We start from the raw sequence: 18695 nt of genomic DNA, 5'->3' as shown, positions 1-18695 counted from the left end.
GGCCATCCTGGCTCGCTACGTCGAGCCCGGTCCGCGGGACTGCGAGGAGACGATAAACGACCTTCTGACCGTTCTTGATGATGAACGACTTCTACAGGCCATTGAGGAGAAGCATGAACGACAATCTCACCAAACGGGACCAGCGCGACCGTAGCAAAATCAAAATGCACGAGGATTTTGAGGTCAAATACTGGACCAAGTGCCTTGGTGTATCGAAAGATGAACTGCAGAAGGCAGTTGATAAGGTAGGCAATTCGGCCGCCGCCGTTCGTAAGAGCTGGCGGCGTGAACCGACGCGCGCGGTATGCTTGCGATCTTTGGAGCAAGGCCCGCGCGCTTTTTGATTGAGCGATATGACCAAAGCAAATTGTCCCGCCTGTCACGGCCTGGGCCGGGTGCGTGAAAATCACCCCAACCGGCCACGGACCGATACCGTAAACGGATGCCAGTGCGGCGCCGGCATGCCTTGCGGATGCAACAGGGCTAGTGACGATTTCGACGTGCCTGACGTAGAGGGGATTATCGAGGAAGTGGAGGGCGAGCCGACGAGACTCGCCGTTAGCTCACTTGTCTTTTCGAACACCTTGTACTTCTTCGCGGTTTTCTTGACGGCCATAAACTGCCTGCCTCCTTATTGCGCTTGGTGACCGTCTTCGTCAGCGGGTTCTTGAGCTGCGTGCGTTTCTTCGCCGCGCTTTTGCGTGTGTTGTCGCCTTTGGGTTTATTGACCCCCATGGGTGCCTGCAGTGTTTGCCGACAAGCTTGAGAACTATTGAACGTTCCAAGCCCGGAACCATTCGGGCGGTCCGAACCGTCAGTAACTGAGGAGGACATCATGGGCTTTGGTAAAGGCGCACTGCTATGGATGCTCGGCATCCCGCTGCCGATTATTCTCTTGCTCGCACTGTTCTGGCATCACTAGGGCGGAAGTACCCCTAGCTGCCTACGAGGGCCTCCGGCCCCGGCCGGGGGCCCTTTGGGTTTGACGCCGACCTCGATACGGCTCACTATTCCTTCCATGCAAGCAATTCAGTCCGTGAAGCGGCGTCGGCTCGGTCGGCCGAGCTTCTACGGTGAGCCAACCGTTTCCCTTCGCGTGCCAGAAAAACTCGTGGGCGGGACTAGATCACTTATCCGCGAAGCCCCGCGTAAGCTTCCTCTCTACGTTGTGAGCAAATCAATCAAAGCTCGTTGATTGAGTCGCTAGGACGTGCTCGGAGTAGACTTGGGGACGACGTTCGGCGTTAGCCGGGTTTACATCGATGGAGGATTGGATGCCCAGGCACTTCGGTTTGAAGTTCGGAGCCGCACGGTCGGCGTTCACGGGGTCGTCCAGCGCTTCGCCGGACCGGATTGCATCGGCGTCTGCATCGAAGAGCCATTCTCTCGACAATTCAGGCGTGTCAAGGCTCTCTTCCCCATGCTCAGCGCTGCCGTCCTCGCCTGCGAGCTGGCGGGGCTCCATTGACCGACGATCAATCTCCTCAAAGTAAAGCTTCATGCCACCCGCAAAGGCAATGCAAAAAAGCCTGACATGCTGGCTGCGGCAAAAGATCGTTGGGGTAAAATCTAATAAAAGACGAAGCAGCGGCTGCGGCATTCGCATTAGATCATTCGCTGTTCGGCCGTTGATCAAAACCTGCTCAGAAGGGCCGTGGCAATCCATTCCACCGCCGCCAAAGGTGAGCTGCCGCCCCTGCCGCAAATTTCACTTCCGCAAATTCCTCCGCCGAAGCTTTCGGATCCGGAGTCTCCAAAGCTTGCGCATCTACCGGAAATGAAGCTTCCGACGGCGCCTCAGGTAGCTCGTCGCGCCATCGGTCGTCCATGCGATCGAAATTATCACTGAGTGCCGAGCTGAGGCAGATTGATTGCTTGGCGCTAGACTAGCTTGAATTCCACTGCGTTTCCGTTCGCATTTGGGGTTGCGGTGTAGTCGCCACCTAGCTTTTTGCTCTTCTTCCATGCGATCGGGGCGGGGACGGGTCTTGAGTCAACCTGCAAGTCCAGCGACGATAGCGTGATTGGAGCGGATGGGTAGTATGGAGGTCTGTCTGCTGGCTTTTGTGCAACGTCATAGCTTTCGATGGCGCATACTGCAAAAGTCAACTCCGGAATGTCGTCGAACCGCAACTCGGTGTCCGCTTGGCGTTGGCCATTGACTTCCAGATGACAAATATAGTTGTACCTTCCTGTCGCGTCTTTTGTGCCTTTTATGTTGCCGACGACCGTATCTCCTGGGTTCACTTTGACAGCTTTGGAGTAACAACGGTTCTCATCGCCGAGATGATCTTGGCCGACCGCAGTCGCTAGATCGGGAAGATTGGGATACTTCACCGGATCAAAATCGGCGGTGACGTACCAACTTCGCACGTACCAGCCATCCGTTTTAGTCCACTGCAGGACAGGCTGCAAAATGCCTCCGGTAGCGTTGCGGCGAGAAACACTTTCGAGCCCATTGAAAATAAAAAGTATCTGAGAGTCCTGATGAATCGGAGCTTGAGGTACCTTCCACTTGGCCGCAAATTTCGTAATCTGACTTGTTGACACTCTATTGCGCCAGATGGCGTAGCCCTGCCAACCGCCTTGTGGACACTGGACATAAATGGTGAGCCCTTTTAGCTGCAAGTTCGGGTTCACTCCGGAAGGCGGCGGTACAGTATCCCACTCCGTGACTAATCCGTGATGACGTGCGCGTCTCGGGAGGACGCTAATTTTTAACGGCACCGCGTGATCCCAGAGAGCGATGCGAACTACCTCATCTAGGTGCTCCAACAGATTAGAAGCGACTTGCCCCGTGTCGAAGGGGTTCATTGCGCGTTCGGGCCTGGCAAACTTTGCAGGAAGTTTTTCTAGGTCGTCGCGCGTTTCGTTCGAGAGATCGAGCCAATTGTTGAAAGCAGCAGTCGTTCCCCATTTACTCGAATCGGGCTCAATCAATTTCTGATAGGCGCCCCATTTAAGATCGCTTCTGTTCGGAAATGCTTGCTTAATTTTGGTTTGAACGTTCTGGATATTTGCCGCAGAGTAAGTATGGCCATTGAAACGGTTCAGGTATCGAGGATCCATGTAAACCGCGCCAAAAAGGTTTACGTTGAAATGCGGCTCGATGGTGCCAGATTCTGCGGCCTTTGCGAAACCAGGTAGACCATTAAGCGCAACTGTCGCCGCGCCGCCCGCCAACATGCTTCGCCGATCGAGCTTACCTACGTTATCATGTTCGTCGTCGCTCATGATCCTGCTCCCTAAATTTGATCAGATGCTATCGTCTCCAAGAACATTTGAAGTTTCTTTACCGAATACCCGCGCCAGCATTCGGCAAACATCGCGCTTGATACCGAAAGCGCCGATAAGAGTTACCATGCGCTCGGCGGCCGTCCGACACGCGGTGGCGTCTTCTCCCAATGCTTCAAGCAACGCGCCCTTGATGAGAAGTGCTTCTAATTCTAATGGCTGATACCCGCCTTGTCGGCAACTGTGCTCAATGTAGATAGTTGCCTCAAGCGCTGCTTCGAGCTTAAGCGCAAACGTCGCGTCGCAGAGCACCAGACCGAGCTTCGAGCGGAGTTCTGCGGACTTGTGACCAAGATATTCGGCCTCATCACGCGCCGTCGAAAATGCATCGCGTGCATCGTCGATTCGGCCAAGCTGTAAGAGTGCGTATCCTTGTTGATTGGCAAGAACGGGTATGAAAAGATGAAATTCATGCTGCCTGGCCAACTTGAGAGAGCTTGTTAGCGTCTCCTCCGCAGCCTTGATATCAGCTTTCGACAACATCAGTACTCCACGACTAAAACCCGCCGCGATTGCCGCCGCAGGCGCTGACGATTCTTGAGCAATTGCATCCGCCCGCGCCTGCGCCGCAACAACACCTTCATTATGGCCGAGCGCCGCATTGCTGACGCAGATCATCATGCAAGTGAGCAGTGCGGCTTGAGCAGCACCGCCGCCGGGCGGTGGAGCGGCCCCCTCAATATGAAAACGCTTGTAGGCCTGTTCGAGTGTCCTCACGGCTTCGACGTAGTTGCCAGCCACGTAATGAGCTTGGCCTAAGCCATATTCGGCATATGCCAGCCACCCTTGGTGCCCGCTCGCCGCAGCTTCTCGCACGGCCAATAGCCCAACCTCAACGGCTTGGGTGGGCACACCACAGAAGTTCAACGCGGCTGCACGCATGGCCAGTGCGGGAACGCGGCGCATCCGGTCGCTGGCGGCCACGGCGCGGGCCTCAGCTTCGACCGCAAGATCCAGCCAACGACTCACCATTCCCAAATTGCCATATGCCATACGCGACTCGATTCGTAGGTCGATCGCAATTGCTTCGCGCGAGGACGAAGGAGGCAGGTTATCGACGGACGACATCGCAAGCTCAAAATATCTCTTTGCATCGGCAAAGGCGGACTGGCTAAAGCACTGCCGGGCTACTGCCGTAGACAGTTCGGCCGCACGCGCCCACTCCTTGGCTTGAACGGCGTGATGAACCATCAACGCCGCTAAATCGTTCGCGCTGGCCTCACCTGTGGCCGGTGCTTCCAATTCCAGTTGCCTGAGAATACGCTTATGCAGTTTTACTCGTTCTGACTCGAGCGTGGCGTCGTAGGTGACCTGGCGCACACACTCGTGCGGGAACGAGATTTCGCTCCGAGTGGTATCCAACGATCCAACCAGCATACCAGCGGCAAAAAGGGCTGTAAGCATCTGATGAAAGATTGTTTCCTTGGCACCGCTGACAGCTCTCAACAAATGGCTCTGCGGCTTTGGGCCGATCGCGGCCGCCACCTGTAGGAACCGCTTCTCGCGCAGTGAAAGCCGGTCGATCCGACTCGCTATCACGCCCTGGACCGTTAGAGGGACACCAAGCGCCGCCTCTTCAAGTGCTGGCTCAAATTGGCCCCATCCGCCGGTTAGTTTTCCTGCCTCGACCAATCCTCGGCAAACCTCTTCTATAAATAGCGGCATCGCACCCGTGTGCTCGAGAATTCGTGTTTTCAGCGGCTGGAGGCGAGGCGATCTACCAAGCAATTGGTCGAGCATGGCAATGCCGGCATCGTGCTTCAACGGCGTCAACGCAATTTGTTCGTCCGATGCGCGTTCAATCCAAGCCGGCAGATCTCCTATTCGAGCGGTCGTCAGCACGAACAACTTGTTGCTTTTAGCAAAGTCCATGATCGCTTTGAGTGCTGGGGCGCTGGCCTCGTCTGCCCATTGCACGTCCTCAATGAGGAACAACGTAGGCTTCTGTTCGATCCGCCGCGCCACGACTGCGCACGCCATATCAACAATAGCGCGTTCGCGCGCGCGCGCGGGCAGCTTGGCCCAATCTGGAAGCGTATCGGCGGCCGCTCCATCGAGAACAATCCGCATTGCGTTAAGTTGGGCAATAGGCAGATCGGTTTTGAGCGCTGCGATCTCTAAATTGCCCAAGGCGGAGATTGCGACGCTTAGTGTACTCCTTAAAAGGGAAAAAGGCGAATGTCCTACAATGGGGCTGCACTCCACCTCCATTGATTGCCAGCCACGTTGATGGAGGAGGCGCAAAACCTCGCGAACAAGTCGCGATTTTCCTACGCCCGCCTCGCCGTAAACAATTGCATTGCGGCTCGAACCGTCTGTAGTAGCCTGGGCAAGCGTGAGCAAGTGCTCCTGTTCTAGTTCACGGCCGACAAATGCGGCGGTACCACGCCCCAAGACAACCTGCCATTTTGAAAGCTCGTCGATACCTTCGATCGGATGAACGATTACGGGACGCGCGAAGCCCTTCAAAGCGTGCGCCTGTCCAACTCCAAACCGAATATAGCCTTCAGCTAATGCCCGACAATCCCGAGATGCCAGGGCCTGGCCCGGGTCTGCAATTGCCTGCAGGCGCTCGGCTAAAATTAATGGTGGTCCGTCAAAATCGTACGTGCGGGTATAATCGAGCTTGCGGGGACCCGCCACTACTTGGCCTGAATGCACCCCGATCCGCACGCGGACGTTTTCGTCTCCAAGCGCATCTATTCGGCGCAGCAATTCCAGGGCGGCGAAGCAAGCCATAACGGCGTGCAGGTCGTCGGCAATCGGCGCACCAAACACAGCGAAGAGCCCGTCGCCCATCTCGCGATAGACAATTCCTCCGTACTGATGCACGGCCGATCGCATTTCTTTCAGCGCCGGTGCTAATCGCGCGATGGATTCCTCCAGCGCGAGCTCCGTCACTAAGTCGGAAGAGCGATGCAGATCGGACCGCAAAATTGTAACGTATTTCCTTTCCGTTGCGAGATTTCGGGCCCTTTTGGCGTTGCGTGGACGGGAAGTTGCGGTTGGCTGCCGTTTTAGATCAGGCCCACCTCGTGGGACCGTCTCGATACCCTTCCAGATGTCCACGTCGTCGTGAACATGCGAGATGACCCCCTTGGCGAAAGAGGGAAGACCGTGCGATGCAAATTTAAATGGTGGCGCCTGAGATCGCGCATTCTGGACGCTCCCCTGGGCGCCAGGCTGGCGTAACCTAGCTGAACTGCGATACCCGCGTGCCACAGGAATTGCCCTCCTCACCCGACAGCAGTTGTCTCGTCGAGCAGGTACTATCCAGCCATAAAGTAGGCCCTATCGCGAGGTTCTGAGTCAAGCCGGAAGACGTGGCAAACCCGCCGGTGATACAGCATCGCGGTCTATTCGTTTTACCCAAATCAGTCGTCACTGTATCCCGGCGAGGCGCATACCGGCACAATTTCGCTCTCGCCCGGCAAGGTAAATCGAATTGTCGCTTGCGGCGTAGGCGCGCGAGCGGCGAATTGTGAAACTTGGATTAAGCGCAAGTCCCGCGTTTGCAGCATCGTCAAGGGAATCGAGCGAGAACTCAAGGCAGCGGCGAGCGTAATATGCGAGCGGACAAATGCGGTTGCCCTCAATACTTGGTCATCCAACCGAGAGCTTCTGAATCCGCTCCGATCTGCAGTCTGGCCTGGCCGACGACATTCATCCACCGGTATTGAAAGACGTCGCGAGGAGAGAGGCGAAGAGCCTCACGGCTGTGGGCCTCGGTCTCAGCAGCACGCCCCATGCGATACTTCGCGAAGGCGATATAACAATGAGCTAAAAAAATTGCCGATTGAGTGCCAGCGTGCGCTGGCATTCAGGAATGCCTTGAGCAGCGCGGCACGTAAAAATATTGGCATCTCCTAGGATCAGGTGAGCCACGCATCATTCGGAGCGATCGATAGCGCTTTGATCGCATTCGCTTCCGCTGCGGAGAAGCGCGCTGCCCGGTCATCAGCTAACATCTCGCCGCCGGTTATCAGATATCGACGAACGCCGAGCCGACCAGCGCCGCAACAGAACGGGGATCGATGCCAAGGCGCGATCGAAAAATCCGCGCGCTTCATTCAGGTGCTCGATGATTAGACCCTTGAAGATTGAAGCAGTGCCCTGGAAATATAAAGGATTGCGTCGGGATGAAGCGAATGTTCCGTTCGTCGCACGTCGGCTATAATGAGTTGGGCATCTAATGTGTTTAGTGAGCCTCGATACGATTTCGTTCTGCATGTCGAAAAAAGTTGGCGAGGGGCGTCTCGAAGCGTTCGGCCCAAAGATGTTTGCCGTTTGCAGCGTCGATGAGTTGCACGTTCACGCGAAGCCGATCACCGCTGCGCTGCACGGACCCTTCAAGCACGTAACGGGCGTTTAATTCGCGCCCAACCTACAGCACATCTGTTGACGTCCCCTTGTACGAGAAGGCGCTATTTCGGTCGATGACGAACAAGCCACCGATGCGTGACAGGTCCTTTGTAAGGGGTTCAATCACGCCATCGACGAAGTAGGTTTGTTCAGGATTAGAACTAAGATTGGCGAACGGCAGCATAACTATGGAAAGGTGAGGCGGCAAAACGGTTTCGGGCGCGAAGCGATCAAATCGTGACGCCGAGTTAGACCCTGAACTACCGTATATGCGCTGACCGGCATGGCGATACTTTTGAGATTTTGCTTACCCAAAGGTGAACTCAATTCCGAACTTGCCTTGGACGTGATCGTAAGCAGAAGACGAGATGCAGATGGCGCCACGGTCGGCGATGCTTTCAGGCCGCGCGGCAATGTTGACATCGCCCCGAAGATGTCATCGGGCTCGACGATCACGTCCCCGATATTGACACCTCGGAAAGCAGTACGTCTGTCTTCTTAGTCAGCTGTCGTAACTTCCGTGATGCGGGCCTGGAACTGCACTGCAGCCCGGACTGCTTGCACCGCGCTTGGAAACTGCGCTAGGAATCCGTCGCCGGTGTTCTTCACAATACGGGCACCATTCGGCGATCGCGGTCTCGACAGCCTCCGCTAGAAGCGTCGTCAGTTTGAGATGTGTAGCCTCTTCATCAGAGTGCATGAAGCGCGAATAGTCGGCGACGTCAGCTGCCAATATCGCCGACAACTTGCGCTGGATCCGGACTGGCGGCTGTTGCAGCATGCATGAAACCTCTTAACCCGCTCCTTTGTACGATGGAATCAACTGCTGCGCTAACCGCTGCCCAGAGTAGGGAGCGGAGAGTGGCCCGGAAATGAGAGTCCAGAAGAATGTGCTAACGTTCCGCTATCAGAGATCGAGGGGACTCAGTGCCATTGTTTTGCGCCGTGTCTCTACATCAACCGCTTTTGGCAGGCACTCCGGGCAGGTGTCTCCAATTGAATCCAGCAAGGCATGGACCTCCGCGGCGGCTTCGTCCGGAGAGATGCCAACGGCTCCTGCCTGGCGATATCACGCGCGTGCTTGCGAGCATCCGACCCTAAGCGGGAGGCGCCCTATTTCCTTTTTGCTTGGGGGTGACGATCCGAAAGAGCCCGTCGGCGGCGCGTGAGCTACCGGAGGTTGCAACGGCTCTTACGAGAGGCGTCGCGTCATGCTGCAGTCCTTTGGTCAGAACCGTGGGCCATGATCGGTCGCTCGCCGACGATTCGACGAAGCTCGCTTGCGAGCAAGTTTACTACCTGCCGCTTTTCCTTCAGCATGTCGTACTTGTCGTACACCTCGGTGACATCGCCGTTGACATGGTCCAGCAGCGCCTTCACGTCCGCTCGGGGAGCACCGGCTCGGCGGGCGATGGTTGCGGCTGTCCGTCGCAAATCATGCGCGGTGAAATGGGCAAGCCCCAGAAACGCCCGAATGCCCGTGCGGTCCTCTGTCCTGTCGCCGATCTTCTTTCCGTTCTTCTTCCCGGCCAAGGCCTGCGACAGGGACGCCCGCGCGATCGGAACATCGCCGTCGCTGAACTTCGACGGGAAAACCGCGGTCTGCTCATCGTCGCTGATGGCTTCCTCGATCACTTCGACGGCCAAGTCAGACAGGGGAACGATTACCTCCCGGCGCTTCTTCACCCTGTGTCGCGGCATGCAGTATTGAGCGTCGTCGCTATCGAGCCCGATCAACTCGGAGCGCTCCATCAGTGCCGCTTGGTACGGCCGGACCATCGTCGTCAGGATCGTCTTCAACGCCAACGCCATCTTCCGGTCGGCCGGAAGGTCCGGATGATCGAGTCCCCACCACAGCGTTCTGACCTCATCGTCGGTCAACACGCGGTCCCGCGACTGTTCCTTGCCGCCGCGCCGGTCAAGATCAGCGAGCGGATTGACCTGCACAAGCTTCCGGCCAGGCTGCTTCGCCCAACTGAACAGCTTGTGTAGGACTGATTGCGTGCGGTTGGCGCTCACGGGGGCATCCTCCGCGATCTCGTCCAATAGCTCTGCCGCCATGTCGTCGGTTACGGCAGCGGCCGGCAATCGTCCCCAGGCTGCCCGGGCACGCTTCAGGTAGTGCTGATCGTTTTTCCACGAGTCCTTGTTGGGCTTCGCGTACTCTTCGATGTACTGATCGGCGAGTTGATCAAAGGAGAGCTCCTCTGCACGGGCCGCCTTCTTCCGCTCCAGACGCTTCTTCGCGCGGGGGTCTTCATCGCGGGCTATATCCCTCCGGTGATCCCCGACCTTCCGCTTCGCGTCGGTCAGCGAGATGTCGTCATACTGACCGAGGTTCAGTGTCACGGTCTTTGATAGGATCGGAGACCAGTACTTGAACGCGAAAGTCTTCACGCCGTTTTTGGTGACCCGCAGATAGAGGCCGGGGCATGAGCTATCGGCGAGTTCGATACGATCTTTGGCGGGTGGGCACTTCGCTGCTTTGATGGCGCTGTCTGTCAGTTTTGGCATCTGTGAACGTTCTTTGAGCTACCGCCGCAAACCCGGGAAATTCCTTGCCCCGGGGCAAGGAATTTGTGGGATCGGGAGGTACCTTGTGGGACTAGGGCGGACGCTAAGTTCCTGAATTGACTTCAGACGTCATCTTAGCACGTCTCGCAACGTTCCACATATGTTCTCGTTTTTTCGCCTGGGAGACTAGGGGTCGGAGGTTCAAATCCTCTCGCTCCGACCATTTTTCTCAAAGCATCGGTCGGGCGGGTTGAGCGTCGGCATTGAGCATGCTCTCGCCGTGGCGCATGTGCGGCGACCTGTACCGCGTCACGGCTCGGCGGCTGGTAGGCTGAATTTGCTAAAACAACCCCATGCACAGTAGCGATGTTGTTGATTGTGCGCCGATTTTCCGAATCGATTTGACCCGTCTGGCGAGGCGGGGAGCATATGTCTTAATGGGGAGCATTATGTCTTAATGCCAGCCTTGTGTGATTGGGAATGCTCCGGATCGCTCTGCTCTGTTCGTTCGCGCTGTCCGCCTCGGCCACTTTGGCCGGTGGCGAGCCAAAAGATCGAAAAGCCGATCGGCTCATCCAAGTTCTTCGTGACGAGATCGCGCGCGAGGATTGTTTGTGGCGCGAGAGCTTGGCAGGAGTAGCCAATCAAACGCCGGACGAGCAGCGGAAGATTGCGGGACTTGTTGCCCGTTTCTGTAGCCAGAAGCATTTGGAACGCATCGTCCAAGGGACGACCACGGAAGATCTCGTCAGGCATGAAGTTGCTCAATACGATCAACTGTGGGCGCAGGAGAGGGCGATCGCGATTCTGAGGCAGATTCGGGAACTCCGAGAGCGCGGGCTCCCCTAGGGGCACGACCGCTGGAAATCGGCCTACCTCAAATACCCCACCACCAACCTCGTCGTCTCGTCCACCAGCACCTTCACCATCCTGTCCGACAGCATCTCGGCGCCGTGCAGCACCGTGTTGTGCGCGACCGCCTCGATCGCGCTGACGCAGATGAAGGTCGCGACGTCGAGGTCGACCTTGCGCATCTCCTGGCGGCGGCTCTCGAGATAGGCGCGCACCAGCGTTTGAACCTCGCGGTTGAAGGCTTCGACGTCTTTGAACTGGCCGGTGCGCGGAATCTGCTCGGCGAGCACCCGGTGCAGTTTCGGGTTGATGCGGTGGGCTTCGATCGCGACGGTGACGAGTTTCCGCACCGCCTTGTCGATCGGCAGGCCGGCGACCTCGCCGAGCGCCGTGCGGACGATGCCCATGATCTCCTCGTTGTGGCGGTTGATCACGGCGGCAACCAGCGCCTCCTTGCCGGGAAAATACTGGTAGAGCGAGCCGACGCTGACGCCGGCGATCTCGGCGATACGGTTGGTGCTGGCCTTCTCGAACCCTTCGCGGACCAGAATGCGAGCAGTCGCCTCGACAAGCGCGTCGATGGTGGCGCGCGATCGCGCCTGGGAGGCAATTTTCCGGGGTTTTGTCGGCGGTTTGCGGGCCACGGCCTTGTGATCTGAATGCGAGTTGGAAAAGCGAGTGAATGCTCGCATTATAGCGGCCGATATTGGCGGGTCGGCAAGCCTCTTTGTCGCCGTCGCGAACGTGCCAGATAGGGATTTGGCCATGAGCGTTGCCAGGATCGTGTCGGCCTTGCAGTTTTGTCCCGGTGGTTGCCTGTTCAGCCCGCCGGCCCGGCGCGATCCAGCACCCAGCCTGCAAAGCCGCGTCTTCAACCTGCTGCTGCGGCTGCTTCCGCTCAAGCATCAGCTTGCCTCAGCCGAAGCCGTGCAGGCGCATGTGCAGAAGCTCGCCCTGCAGCCGGCTTCCCATGAGCCGACGGGCCTGGGGCGCGGCGTCGACGTGACGCTGACCAAGATGGGTGGCTGGCCGGTCTATTACACGGCGCCGTCGTCGGGATTCGAGGGCTGCAACTACGTCATGTTCCTGCATGGTGGCGGCTTCATCAACGAGATCGTGCCGGCGCATTGGCGCTTCATCGGCCAGATGACGCGCGAGGCGCGCGTGTCGTGCGTCGTGCCGATCTATCCGCTTGCGCCGCGCGCCACCGCAAAGGACCTCGTGCCGGCGACGGGCGAGCTGTTGCGGATGCTGCTGGAAGACGCCGGATCCGCAAAAGTCACGGTCGTTGGCAATTCGGCCGGCGCAAGCCTCGCGCTCGCCGCGTGCCAATGGCTGCGCGATCGCGGTCATCGGCAGCCGAACCAGATGGTGCTGATTTCGCCCGCGGCCGATGCGTCGGTCAGTCGTCCGGAGCAGGCGACGCTCGCGGCACGCGATCCGATCCAGGGTATTCCGGGCCTCGTCGAGGCCGGGCGGCTCTATGCCGGCGAGCTCGATGTCGACCATCCCTTCGTCAGCCCGCTCAACGGCGTCTTCCGCTTCCTCGCGCCGATGATGATCTTCTCCGGCACGCGCGATCTGCTCTATCCCGACAGCGTCGACCTGGCGGCGCGGGCGAGGGCGGTGGGCGTGCCGGTCGATCTGCATCTGCTGCGAGACCAGCCGCACAATTACGCGCTGATGCCGACGCCGGAAGGCCGGCACGCGCGGGCGCTGATCATGCGTGCGGTGGCGTGACGTGAGGTGTGACTGAGGTCACAGGGCGCGCCGCCTCGCTGGGGCTGGGCGCCGGCGGTGCCCGCGGAGGGACAAGCGGCCCCCGGGCGTTTCCTCGTCTCCGTCATTGACGGATCAGTAGTTTTGCGGGGCCTTAGGCGTGGCCCTTGATCTCGTAATGGCCGGGCACGCATTTGTAGCGCTCGAGGCGCCAGTTGGCGTGATAGATCGGATGCTCGCCCATCCATTTCGCCAACGGCGCCTGCGCGCCGATTGCACACTGCATCATCGATATTTCGGGCGTCATGTTGCTGTCGGTCACGATTTCCTCGATGCAACTGCCTGAGCTGGCTGCGCTCAGCCGGCAGAGCACGGCAACGACGGTCACGAACATTCCTGTCACCTCTTAGGTAGTTTCAGACCACGTAGAAGATGCAAGCGGAGTGCCAGAGCCTGTGACACGCAAACCACACGTCGGCCTGGCCGACTCGACCCAGCGTCCGGAGTCCATTTGACGATTCGGATTGTAAAAATTCTGCTCATAAACCGAAGCCGGACAAATACGGGAGCCGCAGCCATACGGCCTCCGACGCGGCCGCCGTGCCTGCAACGGCGACTGCCGAGCAAGCGCCTCGTCCTTTGAGACGACCACGTCCCGCGGTCTCCTCAGGATGAGGCTGATCCTCATCCTGAGGGCCCGCCAACGGCGGGCGTCTCGAAGGATGTGCCGCGCGCGAAGTGCCTCTTATGCACAAACCGCGCGGCAGCAGCACCGGAACGGCCGATAGTCCGCGCGCCGAAATAACCCCTGCACCGTCGATCCGCTTTCATTTGCGGATGCGGCGCTGCTACATTTCGTGCACGCGCACCGCGCGTGCCGCTGACGAAGAAACAGACCGACAAGGGGAGGGGCCGAAAGTCCCATGAAGGATTTCGCAGGAAAGATCGCCGTCATCACCGGCGGCGGCACGGGAATGGGGCGCGAGCTCGCGCGGCAACTCGTAGCAGAGGGCTGCAATGTCGCGATGTGCGACGTCTCGGAGGCCGCGATGGCGGAAACCAAGCGGCTCTGCGAGGTCGACAAGCCGCCGCAAGGCTTGCGCGTCACGACGCATGTTGCCGACGTCTCGATCGAGGATCATCTGAAGCGGTTTCGCGACGAACTTGCCGACCAGCAGAAGACGGACAGGATCCATTTGCTGTTCAACAATGCCGGCATCGGCGGCGGCGGCAGCCTGTTCACCAACACGCGCGAGCAGTGGGAGCGCACCTTCAACATCTGCTGGGGCGGCGTCTATCTGGGCGTGCGCACCTTTCTGCCGATGCTGGTGGCCGCCGACGAAGCCCACATCGTCAACACCGCGAGCGTCAACGGCTTCTGGGCTTCGATCGGCATGGGCCAGGCACACACCGCCTACAGCTCGGCCAAGTTCGCGGTGAAGGGATTTACCGAAGCGCTGATCAACGACCTCCGCCTGCACGCGCCCCACGTCAAATGCTCGGTGGTGATGCCAGGCCATATCGGCACCTCGATCGTCTCCAATTCGCGCAAGGTGCAGAGCGCCGACGGCTCGGAGCGGCTCAATGCCGACGAGGTCGCGCTGACGCGCAAGCGCATGGTCGCGGCCGGCGTGCCGGATGCCGACAAGATGTCGGACGAGGACATCCAGGCGGTGTTCGCCGAGCGGGCCCGCAGCTTCCTCGAGGATGCGCCGACCACGGCTGCACAGGCCGCCAAAATCATTCTCGACGGGGTCAAGGCGGAACGCTGGCGCATTCTCGTCGGTGAGGACGCCAAGCGCCTCGACGAACGCGTCCGCGCCACGCCAGAGCAGGCCTATGATCGCGCTTTCTACGAAAGCTTTACGCAGGAGGTCGGCTGGCGGCTCGGTTGAGATCGCCTCCAAGGCGCGCCGATATAGGTATGATCATCATCATGGCAAGAGGTGCGCAGGGATTTGTGCGTGCCACCTCCTGCCAACGGTGATCGGCTCATGACGAATTGGAATGTCACGCATGCGAGCGGACCGTTTCGTTCAAGCGATGGTGATCTCGAACGGCTTTCATTCAGGGCACGGCTGCTTGGTCGGTCCACTGAATTGGTTTACTCAATCAGGGGTAACGCGACGATAGAGCGTAGCTCCGATGATCCCCGCATGCCTCTCCGACGACTGGATCCTCTGCCCGGAGCGGGAGGATATCTCCGCTGAATTCACGCGGCTCCTGACCGCGGCGCAGGAAGGCGGCGCCACGATCGCGGAATGCCTGATGATCGCGCGGCAGCTGAAGCGGGGCGACGACCGGTCCTGGCATCGCGAGTGGAAGAAGCTGGCGCAGGCCAATCGGCAGCGCGCCGAGGCAGCCTTCGCTGAAGGCCACATGGCGAGCGCGCAGCGCAACTGGCTGCGTGCCATGAACTATTATGGTGCGGCGGCGATGCCGCTCGAGCCGGACGACGAGCGCCGCTGGGTCGCGGTGCTCGCGATGCAGGAATGCGCCCGCCGCTACCTCGCGGCGCGCGCTCCAGCCGGCGAAGTCGTGACGATCCCCTGGCTCGACGGACATGTGCTGCAGGGCTACTTCCTTCCCGCGCCGTCGGGCAGCGGGCGGGCTCCGACCGTGATCTGCATCGGCGAGCCCGGCCACCGCAAGGAGGAATTCCTGCACAAGCTCGCGCCACATGCGCGCGAGCGCGGATTTTCGATGCTGGCGCTCGACCTGTTCGGCAACCAGCGCGACGGCTTCATCGACGAACTGTTGCGGCGGGGGGATCTTGAAAGCGCGATACCCTGCGTCATGGACTACCTGGAGACGCGCGGCGACATCGATTTCGCCCGCGTCGGGATCATCGCCGACGGCTGGGGGTCGTCCTTCGTGGCGCGTGCGGTGTTGCAGGAGCCGCGGCTCGCCGCCGCCGTCTGTGACGGTGGCCTGTGGGACCTGCACGAACGAGCCTTCTTTGCCAGCCGTTTCGCGATGAGCGACGTCACCATCGTGCCGGTGCCGCACGCGCCGCTGATGGCCTCCAGCGCCGACTGTCCGGTGCTGATCACGCTCGGCGAGGACGGCTGGCTCAAGGCCGACCGGGCGCGTCAGATCGTCCAGGACTCCCGGCTCGCCAGTTCGGATGTCATGTTGAAGGTGTTCACCGCCGCCGAGACCGGCGCGGCACAGTCCCATGCGGACAATCCGAGCCTTGCCAACGAATACATCTTTGACTGGCTCGAATCGCAGCTCGGCGCCGCCGCGCGGCGGATCTGAGCGCAGCTTCCGCCGCTAGAAGTCGACCGACATCCGGACGCAGGCTTTCTGCAGGCGAGTCTTCAGAGTCGCGAGCTTGCCGGTGAATTCCGTCAATTCGTCCTCGTCGAACTCCTGGAAGACGAATTCGCGGATCGTTTTGTACTGCTCGGTGAGGCTTGCGATGTGCTTCTGGGTCTTCTCGGTCAGGGACAGCCGGACCACCCGGGCGTCGGTCGGTGAGGGACGGCGGCGGAGCAGGCCCTTCTTCTCGAGGAGCTTGGACTGGGTGGTGACGAACGACGGGTCGACGTGAAGCAGCTTGGAGACGACGTTGACCGGAATACCGTCGTCCTTGTCGAGGTCGGAGATGGCCATCAGGATCAGCCATTGCGGGCCACTGATGCCGAGCGTCTTCGCCCAGAACTGACGCAGTTCTTCCAGATACATGTTGATCGACGAGATCTCCCAGGTGAAGCGCCTGATGATATCCAAATTGGCGATCGAGCGCATGCGCGCTCCTTCTTTCCTCGTCGCGGACACAGCGTCACTCCAGTGAACCGTTCGTTCAGGCCGGTGTTCGTGGAGGGCCATAGTCCACGCAAGCCTGCTCTGACGCAAGTGCAGAGCAAGGTAATTTCGTCACTAAAACTACAAACATGACCAGCTCATTGATTCGCGTGATCGCGAGTGTTGCGCGCCGGGTACAGGTCTAGCAAAACCGAAAAGCTGATCTAATAAACTATTTTGATTACCGAACGACGCAGGCATATTGGTTCCCGACGGTGGGGGGTACTCGATCGTCCCGTTGCAGGTGATTCGCTCACGTTCCTCGTCGAAGGCGAGAGTGTCCGAAAGCGTCCGGGCGGATTTGAGAGGCGGGGACTTGGGGGACCTCAAGGTCTGGTCTCCGTCGAAATGAGCAACTTGGAGGTTTTGAAATGAAAGTGGTGAAGAGCCTTTTGCTCGGCACTGCGGCGGGTCTGATCGCCGTCGGTGGAGCCCAGGCGGCCGATCTTCCGGTCAAGGCCAAGGCGGTCGAATACGTCAAGATCTGCACGTTGTACGGCGCGGGCTTCTACTACATCCCGGGCAGCGACACCTGCATCAAGCTCGGCGGCTATGTGCGTGCCGAAGTGGCGCTCAACGCCGGCGGCAATTACAGCGCCCAGTACAACGGCGTGTTCGCGGCCAACAACCGCCTGACCAACTATTACTCGATGCGCGCTCGTGAAGACCTCAACATCGACACGCGCACCGCAACCGAGTACGGCGTGGTCCGCACTTATTTCGACGCGGTCTTCACCTGGACGACCGGCAGCTACGGTGGCACCGGTTCGGGCACGGGCGCGACCCAGTACAGCGGCACGATCGGCCTGAACGCGGCCGGCACCGGCCTCACCGGCTCGGGCGGCGGCAACATCAACGGCACCGACGGCAACACCTCGGGCGGTGCGCTCGGCGTCTACTACGCCTTCATCCAGTTCGCCGGCTTCACCATGGGTAAGGCCGTGTCGCAGTTCGACGCGCCCTGGATCAACTATCCCGGCAACAATTTCGACCAGCTCGTCGGCGGCAGCGGCACCACCAACGGCGTGACCCAGTTCACCTACACCGCTGATTTCGGCCAGGGCATCACGGCTGCATTCTCGGCGCAGGACCAGACGCAGGTGTTCCAGACCAACATCTGGAATACGGCCGGCATCTCCACCACCGGCGTTCTCGGCGGTGCCTATGGCTCGAACGACCTCGGCGGCACCCGCGCGCCCGATCTCGTTGCCATGGTTCGCGTCGAGCAGGCCTGGGGCCTGTTCCAGGCGTCGGTCGCCGCGCACGACAACCATGTCGCCTACTACGGTGCGACCGAAGCCACCGGTCATCCCGACGACAAATGGGGCTGGGCCGTTCAGCTCGCCCTCGGCATCAAGAACATCCCGACCGGCGCCGGCGACGTGATCAACATCTCGGGCGTCTACACCGAGGGCGCGAGCCGCTACAACTTCCAGGAGCTGGCGGCGACCAGCTACTCGATGTTCGGCAGCTCGAACGCTGCCTACCAGAGCATCGGCTTTGCCGGCGTGTCCGATGCGGTGTTCGCACCGGGCGGCGGCCTCGAGCTGACCAAGACCTACGGCTTCCGGGGTGCCTACACCCACAACTGGAGCCCGTACTGGAACACGGCGCTGTACGGCGCGTGGGCAGCGGTCAACTACAGCGGGACCGCGAAGGGCCTGATCTGCGGCAGCGCGGCGTTCGCCACCCTGACCGGCAGCTGCAACCCGGACTTCAACATCGGCCAGGTCGGCGTCATCACGCGCTGGACGCCGGTGAAGAACCTGACCTTCTCGGCTGACTTCACCTACAGCCACCTCGACCAGAAGTATTCTGGCGCGATCACGACCGCAGCGCTGACGGGCGTCGCCAAGCCGGCGGCGACCTACGAGATCAAGGACCAGGACACCTACAGCATGCTGCTGCGCGCCCAGCGCAACTGGTAGGCTCAAAGTCTTCCCCGATCCGACACAGGCCCCGGCGGGACACCGCCGGGGCTTTTTTGCAAGCCAATTTCGGAAATCCGTTGCCCGTGCAGACGGCGAAGACGAGCCATGCGATTGAATCGGCTCAGATTAATGTACTTACATGAGTTACTAAGCTATATAGCTCCAGGCCACATACCAAAGTTGCGGCTCTTAGCTTCACGCTAAGCCTCCAGA

14 protein-coding genes are annotated in these 18695 nt (G+C 59.7%); 5 read left to right on the top strand and 9 right to left on the bottom strand.

The features are described from left to right. Positions 1 to 113 precede the first annotated feature (113 nt). Complete coding sequence (locus JQ580_RS24855; RefSeq protein WP_212282817.1) at positions 114 to 344, top strand: DUF3606 domain-containing protein; 231 nt, start codon at positions 114 to 116, stop codon at positions 342 to 344. An 833-nt stretch (positions 345 to 1177) separates the two neighbouring features. Here JQ580_RS24855 and JQ580_RS24850 read toward each other — a convergent pair. From JQ580_RS24850 to JQ580_RS24820, 7 genes are all read right to left on the bottom strand, one after another. Then, positions 1178 to 1600 (bottom strand): hypothetical protein, encoded by a 423-nt coding sequence (locus JQ580_RS24850; protein ID WP_212282815.1) that lies wholly within the window; start codon positions 1598 to 1600, stop codon positions 1178 to 1180. Positions 1601 to 1881: 281 nt separating this feature from the next. Beyond that, on the bottom strand, positions 1882 to 3234 hold the full coding sequence (locus tag JQ580_RS24845; RefSeq protein ID WP_212282813.1) for a hypothetical protein: 1353 nt from the start codon (positions 3232 to 3234) through the stop codon (positions 1882 to 1884). 21 nt (positions 3235 to 3255) lie between these two features. Then, a complete protein-coding gene (locus JQ580_RS24840; RefSeq protein WP_311982480.1) occupies positions 3256 to 6363 on the bottom strand; it encodes an ATP-binding protein in 3108 nt (1035 codons plus the stop codon). Positions 6364 to 7166: 803 nt separating this feature from the next. Next, entirely contained in the window at positions 7167 to 7364 is a 198-nt protein-coding gene (locus JQ580_RS33940) for a hypothetical protein (protein ID WP_249134397.1), read from the bottom strand. A 1501-nt stretch (positions 7365 to 8865) separates the two neighbouring features. Further along, complete coding sequence (locus tag JQ580_RS24830) at positions 8866 to 10170, bottom strand: tyrosine-type recombinase/integrase (protein WP_212282810.1); 1305 nt, start codon at positions 10168 to 10170, stop codon at positions 8866 to 8868. A 447-nt stretch (positions 10171 to 10617) separates the two neighbouring features. Further along, entirely contained in the window at positions 10618 to 10926 is a 309-nt protein-coding gene (locus JQ580_RS24825) for a hypothetical protein (protein WP_212282808.1), read from the bottom strand. Positions 10927 to 11042: 116 nt separating this feature from the next. Next, complete coding sequence (locus JQ580_RS24820; protein WP_212282807.1) at positions 11043 to 11666, bottom strand: TetR/AcrR family transcriptional regulator; 624 nt, start codon at positions 11664 to 11666, stop codon at positions 11043 to 11045. 121 nt (positions 11667 to 11787) lie between these two features. Here JQ580_RS24820 and JQ580_RS24815 point away from each other — a divergent pair, with 121 nt between their 5' ends. Further along, positions 11788 to 12762: an alpha/beta hydrolase fold domain-containing protein gene (locus JQ580_RS24815; RefSeq protein ID WP_212282806.1), complete on the top strand. Its 975-nt coding sequence runs from the start codon at positions 11788 to 11790 to the stop codon at positions 12760 to 12762. A gap of 133 nt (positions 12763 to 12895) precedes the next feature. Here JQ580_RS24815 and JQ580_RS24810 read toward each other — a convergent pair whose 3' ends face one another. After that, a complete protein-coding gene (locus tag JQ580_RS24810) occupies positions 12896 to 13135 on the bottom strand; it encodes a hypothetical protein (RefSeq protein ID WP_014494790.1) in 240 nt (79 codons plus the stop codon). A gap of 529 nt (positions 13136 to 13664) precedes the next feature. Here JQ580_RS24810 and JQ580_RS24805 point away from each other — a divergent pair. After that, complete coding sequence (locus JQ580_RS24805) at positions 13665 to 14636, top strand: SDR family NAD(P)-dependent oxidoreductase (protein ID WP_212282805.1); 972 nt, start codon at positions 13665 to 13667, stop codon at positions 14634 to 14636. Positions 14637 to 14886: 250 nt separating this feature from the next. Next, a complete protein-coding gene (locus JQ580_RS24800; RefSeq protein WP_212282803.1) occupies positions 14887 to 16002 on the top strand; it encodes an alpha/beta hydrolase family protein in 1116 nt (371 codons plus the stop codon). A 15-nt stretch (positions 16003 to 16017) separates the two neighbouring features. Here the strand turns inward: JQ580_RS24800 and JQ580_RS24795 are convergent, their stop codons facing one another. After that, positions 16018 to 16524, bottom strand: coding sequence for a MarR family winged helix-turn-helix transcriptional regulator (locus JQ580_RS24795; RefSeq protein WP_212282802.1), 507 nt, complete (start codon positions 16522 to 16524; stop codon positions 16018 to 16020). Positions 16525 to 16922: 398 nt separating this feature from the next. Between JQ580_RS24795 and JQ580_RS24790 the strand changes: the two genes are divergently transcribed. Then, positions 16923 to 18479, top strand: coding sequence for a porin (locus tag JQ580_RS24790; protein ID WP_212282801.1), 1557 nt, complete (start codon positions 16923 to 16925; stop codon positions 18477 to 18479). The last annotated feature ends 216 nt before the right edge of the window (positions 18480 to 18695 follow it).

The sequence above is a fragment of the Bradyrhizobium sp. SZCCT0148 genome, assembly GCF_018129985.1.
In the GTDB taxonomy this organism is placed as follows: Bacteria; Pseudomonadota; Alphaproteobacteria; order Rhizobiales; family Xanthobacteraceae; genus Bradyrhizobium; species Bradyrhizobium japonicum_H.
This window is presented reverse-complemented; position numbering and strand designations above follow the sequence as displayed.